Here is a 15,585-nt window from a genome sequence, read left to right as displayed (position 1 = left end):
TTATGTTAAATGATGTAATGTATTCACTCAAAAAAGCTTTGGATGTCTTCGCTCCAACTACGTGGGTTTACGATGGTGTTTCTGTGTCAGGAAAAGACAAGCCTTTTATTACTATTGAGGATTTGTCAGGTAAAATTGATAGGTTTTCAAAAGATAATTTCTCGCGAGATCATCTTATCCAAGTAGGTGTGTATGCGGATAAAGTTTTTGACAGGAATGATTTGCAAGATAAATTAATTAACCGATTCGAAGAAGATTCAATTGACTTGTATGATACAGGCAAAAAGAATCCAAATCGAATCGGTTTTTTTAATGTGGAGGTAAAAAGCTTTGCTCCACTATCTCAAGCTGGTGTTGAGAATTTAACAGCGAAACATTTAAGTTTTATAACCATAACGATCAGAAACTAAGAGGGGGAATGAAAATGGCAAATGTAGGGAAAAGTAATGCACCAGAGTTTAAAGGTGCGGAAACACTCTATTTGATTGATATCCCGCAAGCTGATGGGAAAACTACAAAAACGGTTCGATTTTATAACCAAACATCGGGTTCCCGATCAATTGAAGCGGGAGAAATTGAGTTGAAAACAAAGGATAAAAGCGGATCTGATTACGGTGATGTAACACAATCTGCAAGTATTGAAGGTATTTGTACAGAAGGTGACGAGGGTCTTGATTATGTAGAAGAGGCCATTATTAATAAAATTTTAGTAAGGATTCATGAGGTGAACCTACGTAGTGCAACGGCTTCCGCATTTAAGGTCAAATCAGGAACATACATGTTGAATAGCTTAGAGCTGTCTCATGAAAATGAGGAGTACTCAAAGTATTCTATCGGTTTAAAATTAAATGGAAAAATTTCTAAAGGCACAATTAGTACAGTACCTAATGGTGCGCCAACTGGTGATGTAGCTACACCATAAGTAAAGTGAGCGAATTAGCTCGCTTTTTTATTTTGAATAAAAACCTGGAGGGATTTAATAATGGCCGAAAAATCATATACACGTTTTGTAGTCAATGGAGAAGAATTTGAACTGAAATTTTGTCTAGAAGCGATTAGATTGCTAGATGAAAATGGCGGACCGATGCAATTTGTTTCTCAAACGATGCAAGGAGGAATTACAAACTTCATTGATGTGATCTATTATGCGTTAATTCATACCGCGAAAGGTATTACATATGATGCGGTACAAAAAGAGGTAGAAAAATTATTTAATGATCAAAAGCTAGATCTTGATGAAATTCTAAAGTATAACAAAGCGGTTGTGCTAAATAGTTTTTTCTTCCAGAAGACAGTGAAGAAACTTCTAGCGACGATGACAGCGGAACAGCAGAAGTCGTTCGAGAACCTGTACGCATAAATATAGATGAATTGCAAGGTGAGTGTTTTCGTTTTTTTAATATGACCACCTTGCAATCTTGGCGTATTAGCCTCAAAGAATACCACATTATGCTCAATGGATATAAAGAACAATTACTGGATAAGTACGAGTTTGCAAGTGTACAAGCTTTATTTAATCGAAATGCACAAAGCGACAAAATCAAATCATTAGCAGATATATATACACGTCCAGAAAGTGTTCGTGATATTGAAAAACAAGCACAAGAGCGACAAGAAGTGGTTGAAAAGATTCAAAGAAACGAATCGTTCTTTGATCAAATAGAATCGATGATTAAAAGTCAAATAAAAGAAGAGGAAGGGTAGGTGAGGTGAATGAGCCAGAACAAGGTAGAAACTCAGGTGATTGCAGATGTATCTAATTTGATAAGTAACCTTGGACAAGCTACACAAGCTTGGAACAAATTTTTTCAGCAGATTAGTAGACCACCTCCTATCCCACCAGCGCCACAACCGCCAGCGCCTCCACCATTACCGCCAGCGCCACCAGCACCACCGCCGCCTGATTACTCAGGATGGCGGGCTAGATTTCAAGAAGTAGGTAACCAAGCAATTGAAATGGGCCGACGTGTGCAGCAAACAGGACAAACGATGCAAAATGCATTTGGTCCTGCGGCTGCAGCGTCGGCTTTTGCTTTAGGGAGTATGATTCAGAAGTCACGTGAATTTGAATCACAAACTCGTAAAGCAGCTGTATTAACGCAAGGTGATTATGGTCAAGTAAAGAAAGCGATTCTTGATATGGCAAAAGACTCTGTGTATTCAACAGGTCAGGTAGCAGCAGCTTTTGCAGAAATGGGAGCAAAAGGTTTCGATTCGGCTCAAGCAACTAAAGCTTTACCTGGTGTGTTGAGTGCGGCTGCAGCGTCAGGTGAAGACCTGGGAATGGTTGCGGATACGATTACGTCAGCTTTAAATTCTTTTGGTATGGAAGCAAGTCAAAGTACACATGTTGCTGACGTATTAGCAACCGCCGCAAATGCAACCGCTGCTGGTGTAGGAGATATGCAATACGCATTTAAATATGCAGCAGGACCTGCAGCACAGTTAGGGATTTCAATGGAAGAACTTGCCGCATCTGTAGGTATTATGTCTAACGCGGGTATTAAAGGTGAAACTGCGGGTACAGCACTTCGTGCATCGATGCTACGTTTAGTTAAACCACCAAAAGCAGCGGCAAACGAGTTAAAACGACTCGGCGTATCTATTACGGATCAACAAGGGAATATGAAGCCCCTCTCTCAAATTATTGGTGAGCTGAAAACAGGAATGGAAGGTATGACAAGTGCACAAAAAGGTGCAGCGTTAGCAACGATATTTGGTACAGAAGCTGTATCAGGTATGATGGCACTTGTAGCAGCAGGCCCTGAAAAAATTGATGCGTTAACACAGTCATTAGTGAATTCAGATGGAGCCTCTAAAAAAGCTGCAGATTCAATGCTCGAAGGTTGGGCTGGAGCATTAACAAAGATGGAAGCATCTTTAGATGTTGCGGCACGTGCATTTACCGACGCATTAGCTCCGGCATTAATGGTTGTAGCGGGTGTTGTAGAAAAACTGGCAAACGCATTTACAAAGTTACCAGCTCCAGTGCAAACAGCAATCGCCTCCGTAGCAGCATTTACGGCGGCTTTTTTAATTATAGCAACGGTAGCAGGGATTATTATCAACGCGATTGGTGGTGCAATTATCACCTTTGGCCAACTTATGCTCTGGATGTCGGGAACATCAAAGGCAGCGGTAATGCTAAGGTCGGCTTTCACAGCATTAAGAGCAGGATTCGCGTTAATGTTGGGACCGGTTGGCGCGGTTATCGCGGTTCTAGCTTTAGTTGGGGTAGCGCTGGTTCAACTTTACAAGCATAACGAAACTTTCCGAAATGCTGTGAATAGTGCTTGGGAATCAATAAAAAGTGGGACAGTATCAGCTATCGAGTCAATGAAGTCGGCACTAGATTCTTTAGGGACTTACCTTGGAACAGTGCCAGCAAAATTTTCGGCGATGGGTGCAGCAATTGGTGCAGCGCTAGAGGTAGGACTAATTAAAACAGGCCAAGTGTTTTCCGGATTTGCAACTGCTGTAGCAGTTTCGCTAGCTGTAATAAAATCGAAATTTAGTGAATTTGGTCAGGGGATAAGTGGTGCATTTGGATCGGCAATTTCCGGACTTAGTTCAGCCTTTGCCGGAATTGGATCCGCGCTTTCTCCAGTAATTAACTTTATAAAAATGTCATTTTCCTCAATAGGGAATACGATAGCCACTTTAACGCCGTTAATTGTACGTTTAGGTTTAACATTTTTAGGTGTTTCAGGCCCCGTAGGATGGGTAATTGCTATTGTAGCTTCTTTAGGTGCTACTATATTCAAATTAATAAATACAAATGATCAAGTGAAATCTGCATTTATGTCAGCATGGCAGTCTATACAATCTATTTTTAGTTCTGTGATGTCTGCGATTTTACCGCTTGTTCAATCAATAGCTCAAGGAATTACACAAGCATTTGCACCACTTGCTCCTGAATTTGCAAAAACGGGACAAGTAATAGCGGAAAGCTTTGCTACACTTGGACCAGCTCTTTCTGAGTTAGGTGCTGCATTTGGTGAACTAGGTGCTACGATAGCTAGCTTGTTTAGTGAAGTAGTGCAAGCTGTAGTACCGATAGCACTTGACTTATTCCGTTTGTTTGGAGAAACAATTCAATCGGTGGTGCCGTTAGCCGCTGACTTTTTTAAACTTTTCGGTCAAGTAGTACAAGAAGTAATGCCTATGATTACTGAATTAATTCGGATGTTTGCTGATTCGACAATAGAAATTATGCCAATGATAACAGAGGCTATACAGCAAGTCGCTCAAATTTTTACTGAGCTAGCATCTACGTATCTACCAATGTTTACCCAAGCTTTTCAAACGGCTTTCCCTATTATTTTGCAGGTGATTCAGGCGGCGTTTAGCATAGCGGGAATGCTGATTCAAGGATTTGGTGAGGTTCTGTCAGTCATAGCGACAACAGTAATTCCGGTGATTCTTCAGGCAGTACAAGCGGTCTTCCCGGTAATAGCTGGGATTATTGCCACGGCGATTTCCATTGCGATTCCGATAATTCAATTATTAGGACAGGTAATCTCTGTCATAGCGACTACGGTTATTCCTTTAATTTTACAAATTGTCCAGGCGGTTTTCCCGGTAATAGTTTCGATAATTCAGGCGGCGATTCCCGTAGCAACTGCGATTCTTACCGGATTAGCAACGATTATCCAAGGAGTAGTCATCCCGGCGATTCAATTTATTTTGTCGATAGTCCAAGCGGTTTTTCCGGCAATTATGGGCATCATAACCTCAGCGATTGGGATAATCACCAACATAATAAAGCTTTTCACTTCGGTTTTAAAAGGAGATTGGAGTGGAGCGTGGAGCGCGGTGAAGGGCATTACATCGAGTGCGATGTCACTAATCGGAAATATTATCCAGGGAGCAATAAGCTTAATTTCTGCGGTCGTGACTGGTGGACTGAATCTAGTAAAATCGGTTTTCTCTAGTGTTCTATCGGCGATAGGTTCTCTAGTAAGTTCAATTTTTTCCGGTATAGGTTCGGTCATTTCATCAACGATGTCCGCAGCGGGTAGTATTATTTCTTCAATGTGGAATGCAGCGAAGTCGGCAACATCTAACATCCTAAATTCGATATATAACACAGTGACTCAAATTTTCAACAATGTGAAGTCATTCTTAAGTGGAATTGATTTAGGAAGCATAGGACGAAATATGATGCAAGGGCTTTTAAATGGCATAAGCTCAATGGCTGGAGCGATTTGGAATAAAATTACGGACATTGGAAATGGGATCAAAGATAAAATTTCTGGTCTGTTGTCGATTCACTCACCGAGTCGCTGGTTCCGGGATTTCATTGGTGTCAATATGATGAAAGGTTGGATTAATGGTATTGATGCAATGAAGGGTGCAGTACAAAGAACCACAGAACAAATGACTGAGTGGATGAAACCAGAGGCTATGCAAGTAGAGACTGTGTATGGCATGCCAAGAGGACTTGGTGCATACCAAACAGCTAGACCACAAGCAAGTGTGGTAAACAATGAAGCAAGAATTACTTCAAATTCTCCTTATAAAGAGAAGCAACCGGCTTATATCAATATACAGTTAGGAAAGCAAGAATTTAATAGATTTGTAGAAGATGTATCAAATGAGCAAGAGGCGATTAAAAAACGAAAAAGTGCGTTTTAAGGAGGGGTGGACTTGTTAATTTTTAATGGAATACACGTAGAAAATTACTTTGAAAATAAATATGAAAAAGGTTTCTTTATGGTAAATGACATAAGAGGTCGTGGTATTCTAAGTGACGAAATTTACGAATTATCTGTACCTCGACGCGCTGGATCATACTATTTAGGAAAAAGGACCCCCAAGAGAGTGATTGAGATTGACTTCTCTCTCAAGGGGGTCTCTCTTTTAGATATTAGAAAACGTATAGATGAACTTAACAAGTTATTATATACGGATAACCCTGTAGAAATAAAATTCACGGATGAGCCTGAATATACGTATTACGGTGTAAAAGAGAATGTAGAGGAAAATCTAGAAAAATCAAATATTCATCAAGGTACTATTACACTTGTATGTTTATTTCCATATAAAGTAGGAGATTTAAAAACGTATGATTTTAAGCAGGAATGGTCTACAGAAATCACCTCACGTTTTGTTAATAACGGTAGTGTTGAATCGCCAGCATTAATTGAAATTAATGTAAAAAAACAATCAACCTTTTTAGATGTGTGGTTCGGTGACTATCCTTTAGACCGTAACTATTTCCGTTTAGGATACCCGTTAGCCGTACAGGAAACACCTGTACAGGAGCGGGAACGTGTATTATGGGATGAAATGACTTCACCTATAGGATGGACTCCTGTTACAGGACAAGTTGAAGAAATGAAAGGGACAGGTAGTTTTAAGTCACGAGATGGCTATGCACTTTATTGTGAAGACTATGGGCAGGGATCTGATTTTCATGGTGCTATTGCGAAGAAGAATATTCCAGGTGGCCCCTTACAAGATTTTGAAATGGAAGCATGGGTGCGTCTGAAGTCTAAAAGTATCGGAGAAATGGGGCGTGTCGAGGTGTTACTTTTGGATGACGCAAGTAATATTGTTGCGAGAATCAACATGAATGACCTATATTGGGATGCCGAAATAACAAAAGCGTATATGCGTCTTGGAAATGCCGGAACACCGAATAGTATACGGAAATTAGTAGATACAAATGGGACACATCCTAATACATTTAATCAATTTTACGGTAGGTTGCGTATTGCAAGACGGGGTAAAGAATGGTCTGTTTACGTGGCACGCTTCAAAGATGGTACTGAAATTGATGACGCATCACTTCCAGTGAAATGGATCGATGAAACTGGAAATCCGATGACGAATCGAAAAGTCGCACAAGTAATGATTGCGATATGTAAGCTAGGAGACAATCCACCAGTTGATATTCTGCAAATAGATGATTTAAAGATTTGGAAGGTAAACAGTGTGGGATCAAATGCACGGCCATACATTTTTGATCCTGGGGATAAAGTGGTGATTGATACAGAAAGTGCCCACGTTACAGTGAACGGGAAAGACGTTATCCACTTGAAGGATGTTTTTAGTGATTTTCCCATGATAATACGAGGAAATAACCGAATTGATATTATGCCACCTGAAGTAGGAAAAGCTGCAGTATCATTTAGGGAGATGTTTAGATGAGTAAGCTTAATGGTATTTTACATGTTGTCGATTTCAACACAGAACGAATCGTGACTGCTATTAGACCGGATGATTACTGGGATGATAAAAGACATTGGGAAATCAAAAATAACGTGGATACGTTAGATTTTACCGTATTTGACGGCACAAAACATGTCATATCGTTAATGCAGCAAAATTTGGTATTGAAGCAAGTGAGAGATGGCCGTATTGTACCCTACGTTATCACTGAAATTGCGAAGGATACAGAAAAAAATTCCCTAACTGTATATGCATCAGCTGAATGGATTTTGCTAGCAAAGGCTGGATATATCAAGCCGCAAAGAATGGAGTCTAAAACGGCATACGAGTTTGCTTCTTTAGCTTTAGCAGGAACCGAATGGGAAATAGGTAACATCGAGTATGCAGGCTTCCATACGATGACAATTGACGAGTTTATTGACCCTTTGAAGTTACTAAAAGATACGGCAGCGTTATTTGATTTAGAAATTGAGTACCGTGTAGAAATGCTTGGTTCACGTATTGTGGGTCGATACGTAGATATGGTCAAAAAACGAGGCAGAGAGACAGGAAAAGAAGTAACAGTCGGGAAGGATCTAAAAGGGATTGTCCGAAAAGAAAACTCGCAAAATATATGTACAGCTTTAATACCTTTTGTTAAAGGTGAGGAAGACAAGTTAATTACAATTGAAAGTGTAAACAATAATTTACTTTACCTTGTAGATAACGACGCATTTCAGCGATGGAGTAAAGATTCTAAGCATAAGTATGGATTCTACACACCTGAGACAGAAGACCAGAATATGTCACCTAAAAGATTATTAACATTAACGAAAACGGAAATGAAAAAACGTGTAAATGCGTCAGTATCTTATGAGGTAGATGCTGCAGCAATTGGACGAGTTTTTGGATTAAATCACGAGTTAATTAATGAGGGTGACACGATTCGTATTAAAGATACATCGTTTAAACCAAGGCTTTATCTTGAGGCTCGTGCAATTGCTGGTGACGAGTCATTTAAAGATCCTGAGCAGGATAAATACGTCTTTGGTGACTACTACGAAATCGTGGATCAAAGTGAAGAATTACGTAAAATGTATAACAGGCTCATTAGTTCTTTAGGAAGTAAAGTAGGTAAAGATTTACTTGAGCAGCTTGAGAAACAAGTAAACGAGTCTATTAAAGAAAATGAAAAAAAGATTGAGCAAATAAAGGAAGAATCAGAGACTGTAAAAACACTCGCGGAAAAAGTAGAAGAAAACTTAAAAAATTATCAAACAGCTATTCTTGAAAGTGAGAATCCCCCGACAACGGGATTAATAGCAGGGCGAACAATGTGGCAAGACATTAGTAACGGAAAACCTGGAGTGTTAAAACGATGGACCGGAGAAGTGTGGGACGTTGTTGTCCCTGATGTGGCTGCACAAGTGAAAACTGTATGGGAAAAAACAGAGAAAGCGCTAGAAGGACGGGTTACGAGTAAACAAGTAGAAGATTATGTATCTACTTTCCAAATACCGGAGCTTAAAAATAACGTAACAAAGCAAAAAGAAGATTTATTAAATGAGATTGCTGATAGGGTTGCAGTAAAAGACTATAACTTAAAGGTTACAGATTTAGAACGGAAAATTTTAGCGAACGAGCGGGGCATTGAACTTAGCGCAAAACGAGATGAAATATACCTTAAAGAAGAGATGGACGGAACGTTTGCAAAGGTATCATACATTAAACAATTGGAAGCAAAGTTACAAATACTTGATGAGGGTATTTTAGCCGAAGTTAAAAAAGGAAACATCATTTCTGTTATTAACCAAACGGCTGAAAAAATAAAAATCGAAGCAGAACTAATTGATTTGGTCGGTAAAATCGAGGCGTCTTGGTTAAAGGCAGGATTACTACAAGGTATGACGATTAAAACGAGTAATGAAAAAGAATATATCCATATGGCGAACCAGGTGCTTAGATTTGTTAATCAAGAGATCCCAAAAATCACTATTGGATTCGAGGATGAACATAAGAGCAAAAGTTTAAATCCATATATAATCCTAGGTCAAGGTGATGGAACTGGACGAAATGTAGGAACCATTTACAAGGATGGAAACGGTGTTTATTACAGGTATATAGATAATAATGGATTAGAAAGCAGTATGCGTTTAACTGCGCGAGGAAACGTGGGGATTACAGCTCAAACTGGTATGTGGCTTAATTCGAACGGTACACTCGTTGTGGACGGTGGATATGGTGTTTCTCTTAAGCATTTAGGTAAAACCGTAGCAGAATTTATTCAAGTGAATGGCGTAAATTATGATTTGCTATTAGGCGGTAATCATATAATTCGTTCCTCTACCTTTCCTGGTTACGATAAATTGTTACAAGTAAAAAATTCAACGGGAAATGAGTTTCGCGGAATTGAAGTTGCTGAAGTAACAGCACATGGTGGGATAAGAAGTGATACAAATTTATGGGCTGAAAAAGATTCGTATGCAATGCAGCATATCAATAGATCTACAATAAAGTTAAAAACAGCTGTACATGATTTACCGTTTTCTGCTTTAGATAAAATAAGGGAATTAAAAGTAAAACAGTACTTTTTAAAACGTGATATGTACGAATTGTACCAAATGCGAATGAACAAGCCTGAATATAGAATAGAACCGTATACGACAAAAGACATTGACATACAATACGGTTTTGTTGCAGAAGAGACTGACGATGTTTTTACTACGCCTGAAAAAGATGGTATTAAATTATATTCAACGCTCTCTATTCTTACAGCATCAGTACAAGAACTTGAGCAGAAACACGATGATGAAATACAAGAATTAAGACAAAAGCATGAGCAAGAGATTCAAAAATTAAAAGAAGAATACAGAGTTGAAAACGAAAAAATAAATCAGCGAATAGATGAAGTAAAAACAGTAGTAGAAAATTTAATGAATAACAAAGGATAGAGCAGTAAATACTGGTCTTTTTTATTTTTTCCTTAAAAAGGGGTGGTGGCGGTGGAGCAAAAAGAGTACGAACGTATTGCGAAATTAGAAGTGCATCTTCAAACAATGAATGCTGCAGTTAAGCGAATAGAAGAAAAGTTAGACTATAATCAAAAAAATTATATGCAACGTACCGAAATAGACGAAATGTTTAAGTTTCGTGATCGGGAAATTCATGATTTGAAACAAGCGCAAGAAAAGCTTGAAAGCAACAAAAAAGCAAATATATCGATGTGGATTTCAGGACTGTCATTGGCAGTCCTTTTATTATTTAACATTTTAAATTTTCTTAAATGAAAGGGGGTGGTTATATGAAAAATTTAGATAACGCGTCAATTACACGTTATATCATCTTGGTTATTGCTGTGATTAATAGTGTTTTGAACTTAGTCGGTTACCAGACTATCAGCAATGAATTAGCAAATAACATCGTAGCTGTCATTACTGGTGGTTATGCACTGTATATGGCCTGGAAAAACAATTATTTAAGTAACAAAGGGTTGCGGCAAAAAGATGTATTAGAAAAAAATAACTTACACTAAAAGGAGATGTTGAGCAATGGGTTGTTTCGCAGGATCAGGTGGTCATAATAGTATCGTACAAGGTGCAAATAGCGTTTATGGGAAAGAACATGTGGAGGATAGAAGGTTTCTTGACGCAGTTGCTAAATATGTACAAGCAGCTGGATGGAAGTATGTGAATTGTTCTGATGAAGTTGGTACAACACAAACCGCAGTTTGGAGTAATGCAGCAAATAACCATTTACGTGTAGCGGATAGTGATGTAGATTTACAGTTTCATTTAAATGCCACTCCAGGCGGTACAGGTTGTGAAGTGTGGTTACATCCTTCATACGGAAATAGAGAATTGGCGGCAAAGATTTCAAAAGCAATGGCTGATGCATTTGGATTGAGAGACCGAGGTATTAAATTAACAACAGATTTAGGATGGATTAATAAAACTAAGACTGGATTACTCCCTGAAATTTGCTTTATCGATAATGAAACAGATATGCAAAAATACCGCGCTAACTTTGATAAGGCAGCTAAAGCGGTAGCTGAGGTTATTGTTGGCAAATCAATTCAAGCAAACCCAAATGATGGAGGAGTGGAGATTATCGTGAATAAATTTAGTAAAGTTGTTACGTATGAATTTGGTACAGCGTTAGTAGTAGAAATGTTAGGAATGATGGATGCTCTTGGGTATGAATCTCGTATTATCTCATATGGAGATAAACAAGGATTAGTTAGATTTGAAACAGCATATCGCCAAGGGAATGAATTGGATCGAGCAACAGCATGGTTAGATGCAAAAGGACTTAAATATTTTTATACAAAAGAATAATGTATATCACAGTAAGTTTATGTGAAAGTAAACTAAAAGCGGGATCCTATATAATGGGATCCCGCTTTTTTATTTTTTGTATTATTTATGATATGATTTTTCCTATATAAATTTTTTATGATGGGGGCAGAATACGTCAATGGATGGGCAGACAAAAACAATAGATATCGAAAACAAAACCTTGGAAATTGATCCTCCTGAAAAAATAAAGGATCAAGATGAGGAAAAAGACCTATATTCTAAACAGAGTGCAAATACTTTGTTTAATTTTACAAAGAAATTTGAGTGGTTAACTGGAAATTTGAAAAATAAGGCATTTTTCCCAAGATACAATGAGGAGAGTATAGAAGTATTTGGTTTAGGAGATGAAAAAAAGATTTGTTTTCCTATGACTTGCTTTTGTGATATACATTTAAAGCGGCTTACACCTCATATGACAAAATATGGGGAATTTGGTATAGGGTTAAAAAAGGAATGGGGGATAAATGCTGGTGTTCAACCTATTCAATATATAAATGTTCATTCGCCATTACATAAAGATTTTGCTGAATTGTTTACAAAAACGTTGAGAAGCGGTGACGAAGACAACGAGTTGTTGATAGAACACCAAAATTTTCTTTTAACCAAGTTACTTTATATTAAACCTCTGGAAGGCATGATGAGAATATCTAATACAGAAGATGATTATGCTACACGTAATTTTCATGATGAACGTGAATGGCGGTATATTCCAGAACTGAATGGTCGAGGAAATTTACCGTTGGTATTACCTAAAGATCATATGTCTCCAAAAGCATACTTAGACTATTCAACCGCTTTAGGACGTAAACGAGAATTTTGGTTGGAGTATAAGTACGAAGATATTAAGCATTTAATAGTTAAAAACGAAAACTATAGAGAGCAGTTAATTCGTTTTATAACAACTGAATTAGAGATTAGTGATTATGAAAAAATGTTGCTAGTTTCAAAGATAATTGTTTGGGATGATATTAATAAGGATTGGTGATAATATGTTTTCTAATTTTAGACAGGCATTTAAGAGGGATGAAAATACAATTCCTAACATACCTCAGGAGGTTTTAGAGGTATTGAGTGAAGAATTAGGTGGAGGTTTAAAATATGTTCCAATAGATGAAAGGCACGTCAAAGTAGTTGCAGAAGAGGGGAGTGATGTAAAATTTACACTTTCAAATATTAAAGTAAAGTTACCCGATGGCCTGCAGCTTAGTTCTCCAGAAGAATTACAAGAATTCTTATACCGTACGCAACAAATTGTAGAAACTGATGGGGTGAGTGTGGTAATAAATGGGGAGCGAAAACCTATTGCTGAACTGGTTAAGGATCCGTTTAGACCAAAAAGATATTTAGACGGCAAAACAAAATTTGAATTAGTACCAGAGCCGTTCCCTGAACCGAAGCCATTAGAAGTAGCTTATGAGGAGGGAGGGATATTCAAAGTTTTTCATGTACAGAGACAGCCTTTAGCAGACATGAAAAAAAGTTTATTTAAAACTGTAGATAATGGATCGCTTGAGATTACTTTTATAGTTAATGAAGAAACAGGATCTTTAACATTTAATGTGAACACAATTCTGTCAAAAGCGAAAAATATTGAAGAAATTATAGAAACATTAAAATTATATATCGGATTTATAAATGGGAAGGTCCAATTAGCTGGTACGATTCAAACACCTTTTATGAACGACAATGAGGAGAGGTCAGTTAACGGTGCTTTACATTATTGGGAAAAAGTATTAGCTATAAGTGAAAAGTTAAATGTAAAATTTAATCCGCATGAAGAAATTGATGAAAAAGGTATGTTTTACATCGAGAAATTGTATAGATCACTGATTGAAGGTGCGCCTTATAAAATCCCTGTAAATGTTGAGGATTTTACAACTACGACAAGTGAACCTTTAAATACGAGTGAGTATATAGAAAAAGATGGTATGGCATTCCAATATGCGCAAGAAGAAAGTGTGAAGCTATATGGAGCAACATTAACTATATTTAGTGCTGTTGCACTTCTTAATTGTAAAGTTACGGATATTGAAGCAGTGGAGAAAAATAAATACAAGTTTAAAATAGAACCTGCTTATGGGGAAAATATCGAGCAAGCTGCACAGCATTTTACAAATAGACAAGAATTAGATGGTTTGTTTACACCGCCAGAAAATGCATTAAAAGTATTATCAAAAGCTAAAGATCTTGATAAAAACAAGCCTTCTAATTAGAAGGCTTGTTTTTATTCTTCCACTCTACTAAAGTACGTTTCTTGCAACTTCCACAATCAAAATAACCATTTCCTTTTGTAATTCTTTGTTTATGACTACAGTTAGGACACTGGATTTCTTGTTTTTCAAACGCTGCATATATAAAGCCTAACGAAAAAAGAAATAGTGGAATCGCAAAAAATAAACCAACTATTGTGATACCTAAGATAACAGAAAGTAGGATGCCAAAAATTCCGGAAATTAATGAAGCTTTACGGCCAAATTTTTCTTTTGTGGAACTCTTTTTTTGCTCAATCTCAATGATGTACGTATTGCCATCGGTTGTTGTTTTTGTCTCCATATTTCTCCTCCTTTACTATTGAAAAGCATGTCAGAGTATTAAGAAATATTACAACAAACAAAAACAGTACATTTATTTTATGTACTGTACAACATCTTCTATCTTGTACGTTTTATCAATACCTTTTTCTGAAGCTAATTCATTTAAAGCGTCTAGGATTGACTTTAATGTATCAAAACGTACAAGACCAACCTCACCATTCACTAGATTACTAATAGTGGCTGGACGTACTTTGGATTCCACGGATAATTTGTTTTTCGTAATCCCGATTTCCTCCATCGTTTCTCCTAAAGTGAATACCATAGAACTCATGGTAATACCTCCGTTCATTCCGATCGTTTATTACTTAACATTTTACACAATTTACATATCAAAGTAAAACTTTTTTCGAAAGACTATTGACGTATGACTCCTAGAGTTATATATTGGTACTAATAAAGTTTTACTTCTAGAGTCATACTTGTATATAAAACGAGAAGGGTGGAGCGGTATAGATGCAAAAAATAAGCGAGTACTTCGGTTTAGAAACAAGATCAGGCTGTATTTGGTTTTATGGTTTTTATACTGTAGCTTCTGTTCTTTTACTTATCAATATGCTTATAGCTCAAGTGCTATAAGCTCTTTCTTTAACTAAATATCGGACAACCTCCAGCCTCGTGTTTATCCTTATTCGAAAAAATAGATATACACGAGGTCTAGTTTCCTATTGTCTTTTTTAGATAACTAAGGAAGGGGGTCCACACGAGGAATGACCTAACACTCGTTAAACTTGAACAGGTTAGCTAAGCCAACGTCAGAAAGTTAAGCGTCCTAACGTATAGCGTTTCCTTGTTTACGTTGTTAGGAGTCTAGGCAAGTACGGCCATTAACGGTACGGCGGTTGCTTGGCGTGTTACGGCACGGGTAGCAGCTGATAATGAAAGAATTATAGGTTACGAGTAATGAAGGATACGCCAGTAGTGCATTTCCTTTCCTGATTCTTTCTGCAGATAGGACAAGCTTTATCTGTAAAAAGTCAGCTGTGTAAGAAATTACAGCGTTTAAACAAGGTGTTACTATACGGATTCCTTAACTCGATAGACCATGATTGACAGAACGTCTACTTTACGACGCTTTTATTTTTTTGAAGCGTTGTAAGGTAGTCATTCTCTGCCCTAGCCGTTGTCCTGTACCCTCATCCCATGATTGTTTGCCGACAGCCAAAGTCAAGTATAAAAAGCAAAATAAAGATAAAAAACTTATTAAGGCTGGAGGGGGAGGAATTAGTCCTCGATGGTCCAGATCTCCTCGATTGGTTTACCGAGTTCTTTACAGATTAAATAGGCTGTATCGAATCGAGGTTTAGTGCGATTACGAACAATTGCACTAAGGGTAGAGTCATCAACTCCGATACGCTTTGCAAAGTCACTCTGTTTAATATCAAGCTCTGCAAAGATTACTTTGAGTCTACATTTAAACTTCATATACGCTCACCTCAAGAATTTACTTTCTATATACAGAAATAAACTCCTTTATAAAAAGT

Annotated in this window: 15 protein-coding genes and 1 pseudogene; 13 read left to right on the top strand and 3 right to left on the bottom strand. The window is 37.5% G+C overall.

The window, feature by feature from the left end; all coding sequences use genetic code 11:
• Window positions 1-2: 2 nt before the first annotated feature.
• The 12 genes and pseudogenes from EGX95_RS12630 (at window position 3) to EGX95_RS12575 (ending at window position 13,723) form a co-directional block, all read left to right on the top strand.
• Complete coding sequence (locus tag EGX95_RS12630) at window positions 3-410, top strand: hypothetical protein (RefSeq protein WP_000930919.1); 408 nt, start codon at window positions 3-5, stop codon at window positions 408-410.
• A gap of 14 nt (window positions 411-424) precedes the next feature.
• Complete coding sequence (locus tag EGX95_RS12625) at window positions 425-922, top strand: phage major tail protein, TP901-1 family (protein ID WP_000024403.1); 498 nt, start codon at window positions 425-427, stop codon at window positions 920-922.
• Between the two features lie 60 nt (window positions 923-982).
• A complete protein-coding gene (locus tag EGX95_RS12620; protein WP_000818633.1) occupies window positions 983-1,360 on the top strand; it encodes a tail assembly chaperone in 378 nt (125 codons plus the stop codon).
• A gap of 89 nt (window positions 1,361-1,449) precedes the next feature.
• Complete coding sequence (locus EGX95_RS12615) at window positions 1,450-1,704, top strand: hypothetical protein (protein WP_123805549.1); 255 nt, start codon at window positions 1,450-1,452, stop codon at window positions 1,702-1,704.
• 36 nt (window positions 1,705-1,740) lie between these two features.
• Window positions 1,741-5,637 (top strand): phage tail tape measure protein, encoded by a 3,897-nt coding sequence (locus EGX95_RS12610; RefSeq protein ID WP_123805815.1) that lies wholly within the window; start codon window positions 1,741-1,743, stop codon window positions 5,635-5,637.
• Window positions 5,638-5,649: 12 nt separating this feature from the next.
• Window positions 5,650-7,155, top strand: a complete 1,506-nt coding sequence (locus tag EGX95_RS12605) for a distal tail protein Dit (protein WP_123805548.1) — start codon at window positions 5,650-5,652, stop codon at window positions 7,153-7,155.
• Window positions 7,152-8,753, top strand: a pseudogene (locus tag EGX95_RS31125) (phage tail spike protein); the annotation flags it as partial. The gene EGX95_RS12605 and the pseudogene EGX95_RS31125, both read left to right, overlap by 4 nt.
• A 1,404-nt stretch (window positions 8,754-10,157) precedes the next feature.
• Entirely contained in the window at window positions 10,158-10,442 is a 285-nt protein-coding gene (locus tag EGX95_RS12595) for a hypothetical protein (protein ID WP_123805544.1), read from the top strand.
• Between the two features lie 14 nt (window positions 10,443-10,456).
• The gene (locus EGX95_RS12590) at window positions 10,457-10,687 is read left to right on the top strand and encodes a phage holin (protein ID WP_123805542.1); all 231 of its coding nucleotides are present in this window, start codon (window positions 10,457-10,459) and stop codon (window positions 10,685-10,687) included.
• A gap of 16 nt (window positions 10,688-10,703) precedes the next feature.
• Window positions 10,704-11,489 (top strand): N-acetylmuramoyl-L-alanine amidase, encoded by a 786-nt coding sequence (locus EGX95_RS12585; RefSeq protein WP_123805540.1) that lies wholly within the window; start codon window positions 10,704-10,706, stop codon window positions 11,487-11,489.
• 139 nt (window positions 11,490-11,628) lie between these two features.
• Window positions 11,629-12,495 carry an abortive infection system antitoxin AbiGi family protein gene (locus EGX95_RS12580; protein WP_123805538.1) on the top strand — a complete coding sequence of 289 codons (867 nt, stop codon included), beginning with the start codon at window positions 11,629-11,631 and terminating at the stop codon, window positions 12,493-12,495.
• Complete coding sequence (locus EGX95_RS12575) at window positions 12,473-13,723, top strand: abortive infection system toxin AbiGii family protein (protein ID WP_319016941.1); 1,251 nt, start codon at window positions 12,473-12,475, stop codon at window positions 13,721-13,723. Before EGX95_RS12580 ends, EGX95_RS12575 begins: the two co-directional genes overlap by 23 nt.
• On the opposite strand, the gene EGX95_RS12570 is transcribed toward EGX95_RS12575, so the two are convergent.
• The gene (locus EGX95_RS12570) at window positions 13,716-14,063 is read right to left on the bottom strand and encodes a hypothetical protein (RefSeq protein ID WP_123805534.1); all 348 of its coding nucleotides are present in this window, start codon (window positions 14,061-14,063) and stop codon (window positions 13,716-13,718) included. The two genes, EGX95_RS12575 and EGX95_RS12570, sit on opposite strands and share 8 nt — an antisense overlap.
• Before the next feature lie 72 nt (window positions 14,064-14,135).
• Window positions 14,136-14,375 carry a helix-turn-helix domain-containing protein gene (locus tag EGX95_RS12565; protein WP_123805533.1) on the bottom strand — a complete coding sequence of 80 codons (240 nt, stop codon included), beginning with the start codon at window positions 14,373-14,375 and terminating at the stop codon, window positions 14,136-14,138.
• 182 nt (window positions 14,376-14,557) lie between these two features.
• Between EGX95_RS12565 and EGX95_RS12560 the strand changes: the two genes are divergently transcribed.
• A complete protein-coding gene (locus EGX95_RS12560; protein ID WP_123805531.1) occupies window positions 14,558-14,680 on the top strand; it encodes a DUF3961 domain-containing protein in 123 nt (40 codons plus the stop codon).
• Window positions 14,681-15,325: 645 nt separating this feature from the next.
• Here EGX95_RS12560 and EGX95_RS12555 read toward each other — a convergent pair.
• Window positions 15,326-15,526 (bottom strand): helix-turn-helix transcriptional regulator, encoded by a 201-nt coding sequence (locus tag EGX95_RS12555; RefSeq protein WP_123805529.1) that lies wholly within the window; start codon window positions 15,524-15,526, stop codon window positions 15,326-15,328.
• Window positions 15,527-15,585: the final 59 nt, after the last annotated feature.

The sequence above is a fragment of the Bacillus sp. FDAARGOS_527 genome (genome assembly GCF_003812125.1).
Lineage (GTDB): Bacteria > Bacillota > Bacilli > Bacillales > Bacillaceae_G > Bacillus_A > Bacillus_A paranthracis.
The sequence above is the reverse complement of the archived record's forward strand: the minus strand, read 5'-3'. Positions and strand labels throughout refer to the sequence as shown.

Coding starts and splice junctions, on each gene's coding strand:
- EGX95_RS12555 (WP_123805529.1), bottom strand. CDS start 15,526: ATGAAGTTTAAATGTAGACTCAAAGTAATCTTTGCAGAGCTTGATATT.
- EGX95_RS12615 (WP_123805549.1), top strand. CDS start 1,450: ATGCTCAATGGATATAAAGAACAATTACTGGATAAGTACGAGTTTGCA.
- EGX95_RS12570 (WP_123805534.1), bottom strand. CDS start 14,063: ATGGAGACAAAAACAACAACCGATGGCAATACGTACATCATTGAGATT.
- EGX95_RS12575 (WP_319016941.1), top strand. CDS start 12,473: ATGATATTAATAAGGATTGGTGATAATATGTTTTCTAATTTTAGACAG.
- EGX95_RS12620 (WP_000818633.1), top strand. CDS start 983: ATGGCCGAAAAATCATATACACGTTTTGTAGTCAATGGAGAAGAATTT.
- EGX95_RS12560 (WP_123805531.1), top strand. CDS start 14,558: ATGCAAAAAATAAGCGAGTACTTCGGTTTAGAAACAAGATCAGGCTGT.
- EGX95_RS12630 (WP_000930919.1), top strand. CDS start 3: ATGTTAAATGATGTAATGTATTCACTCAAAAAAGCTTTGGATGTCTTC.
- EGX95_RS12585 (WP_123805540.1), top strand. CDS start 10,704: ATGGGTTGTTTCGCAGGATCAGGTGGTCATAATAGTATCGTACAAGGT.
- EGX95_RS12580 (WP_123805538.1), top strand. CDS start 11,629: ATGGATGGGCAGACAAAAACAATAGATATCGAAAACAAAACCTTGGAA.
- EGX95_RS12625 (WP_000024403.1), top strand. CDS start 425: ATGGCAAATGTAGGGAAAAGTAATGCACCAGAGTTTAAAGGTGCGGAA.
- EGX95_RS12590 (WP_123805542.1), top strand. CDS start 10,457: ATGAAAAATTTAGATAACGCGTCAATTACACGTTATATCATCTTGGTT.
- EGX95_RS12565 (WP_123805533.1), bottom strand. CDS start 14,375: ATGAGTTCTATGGTATTCACTTTAGGAGAAACGATGGAGGAAATCGGG.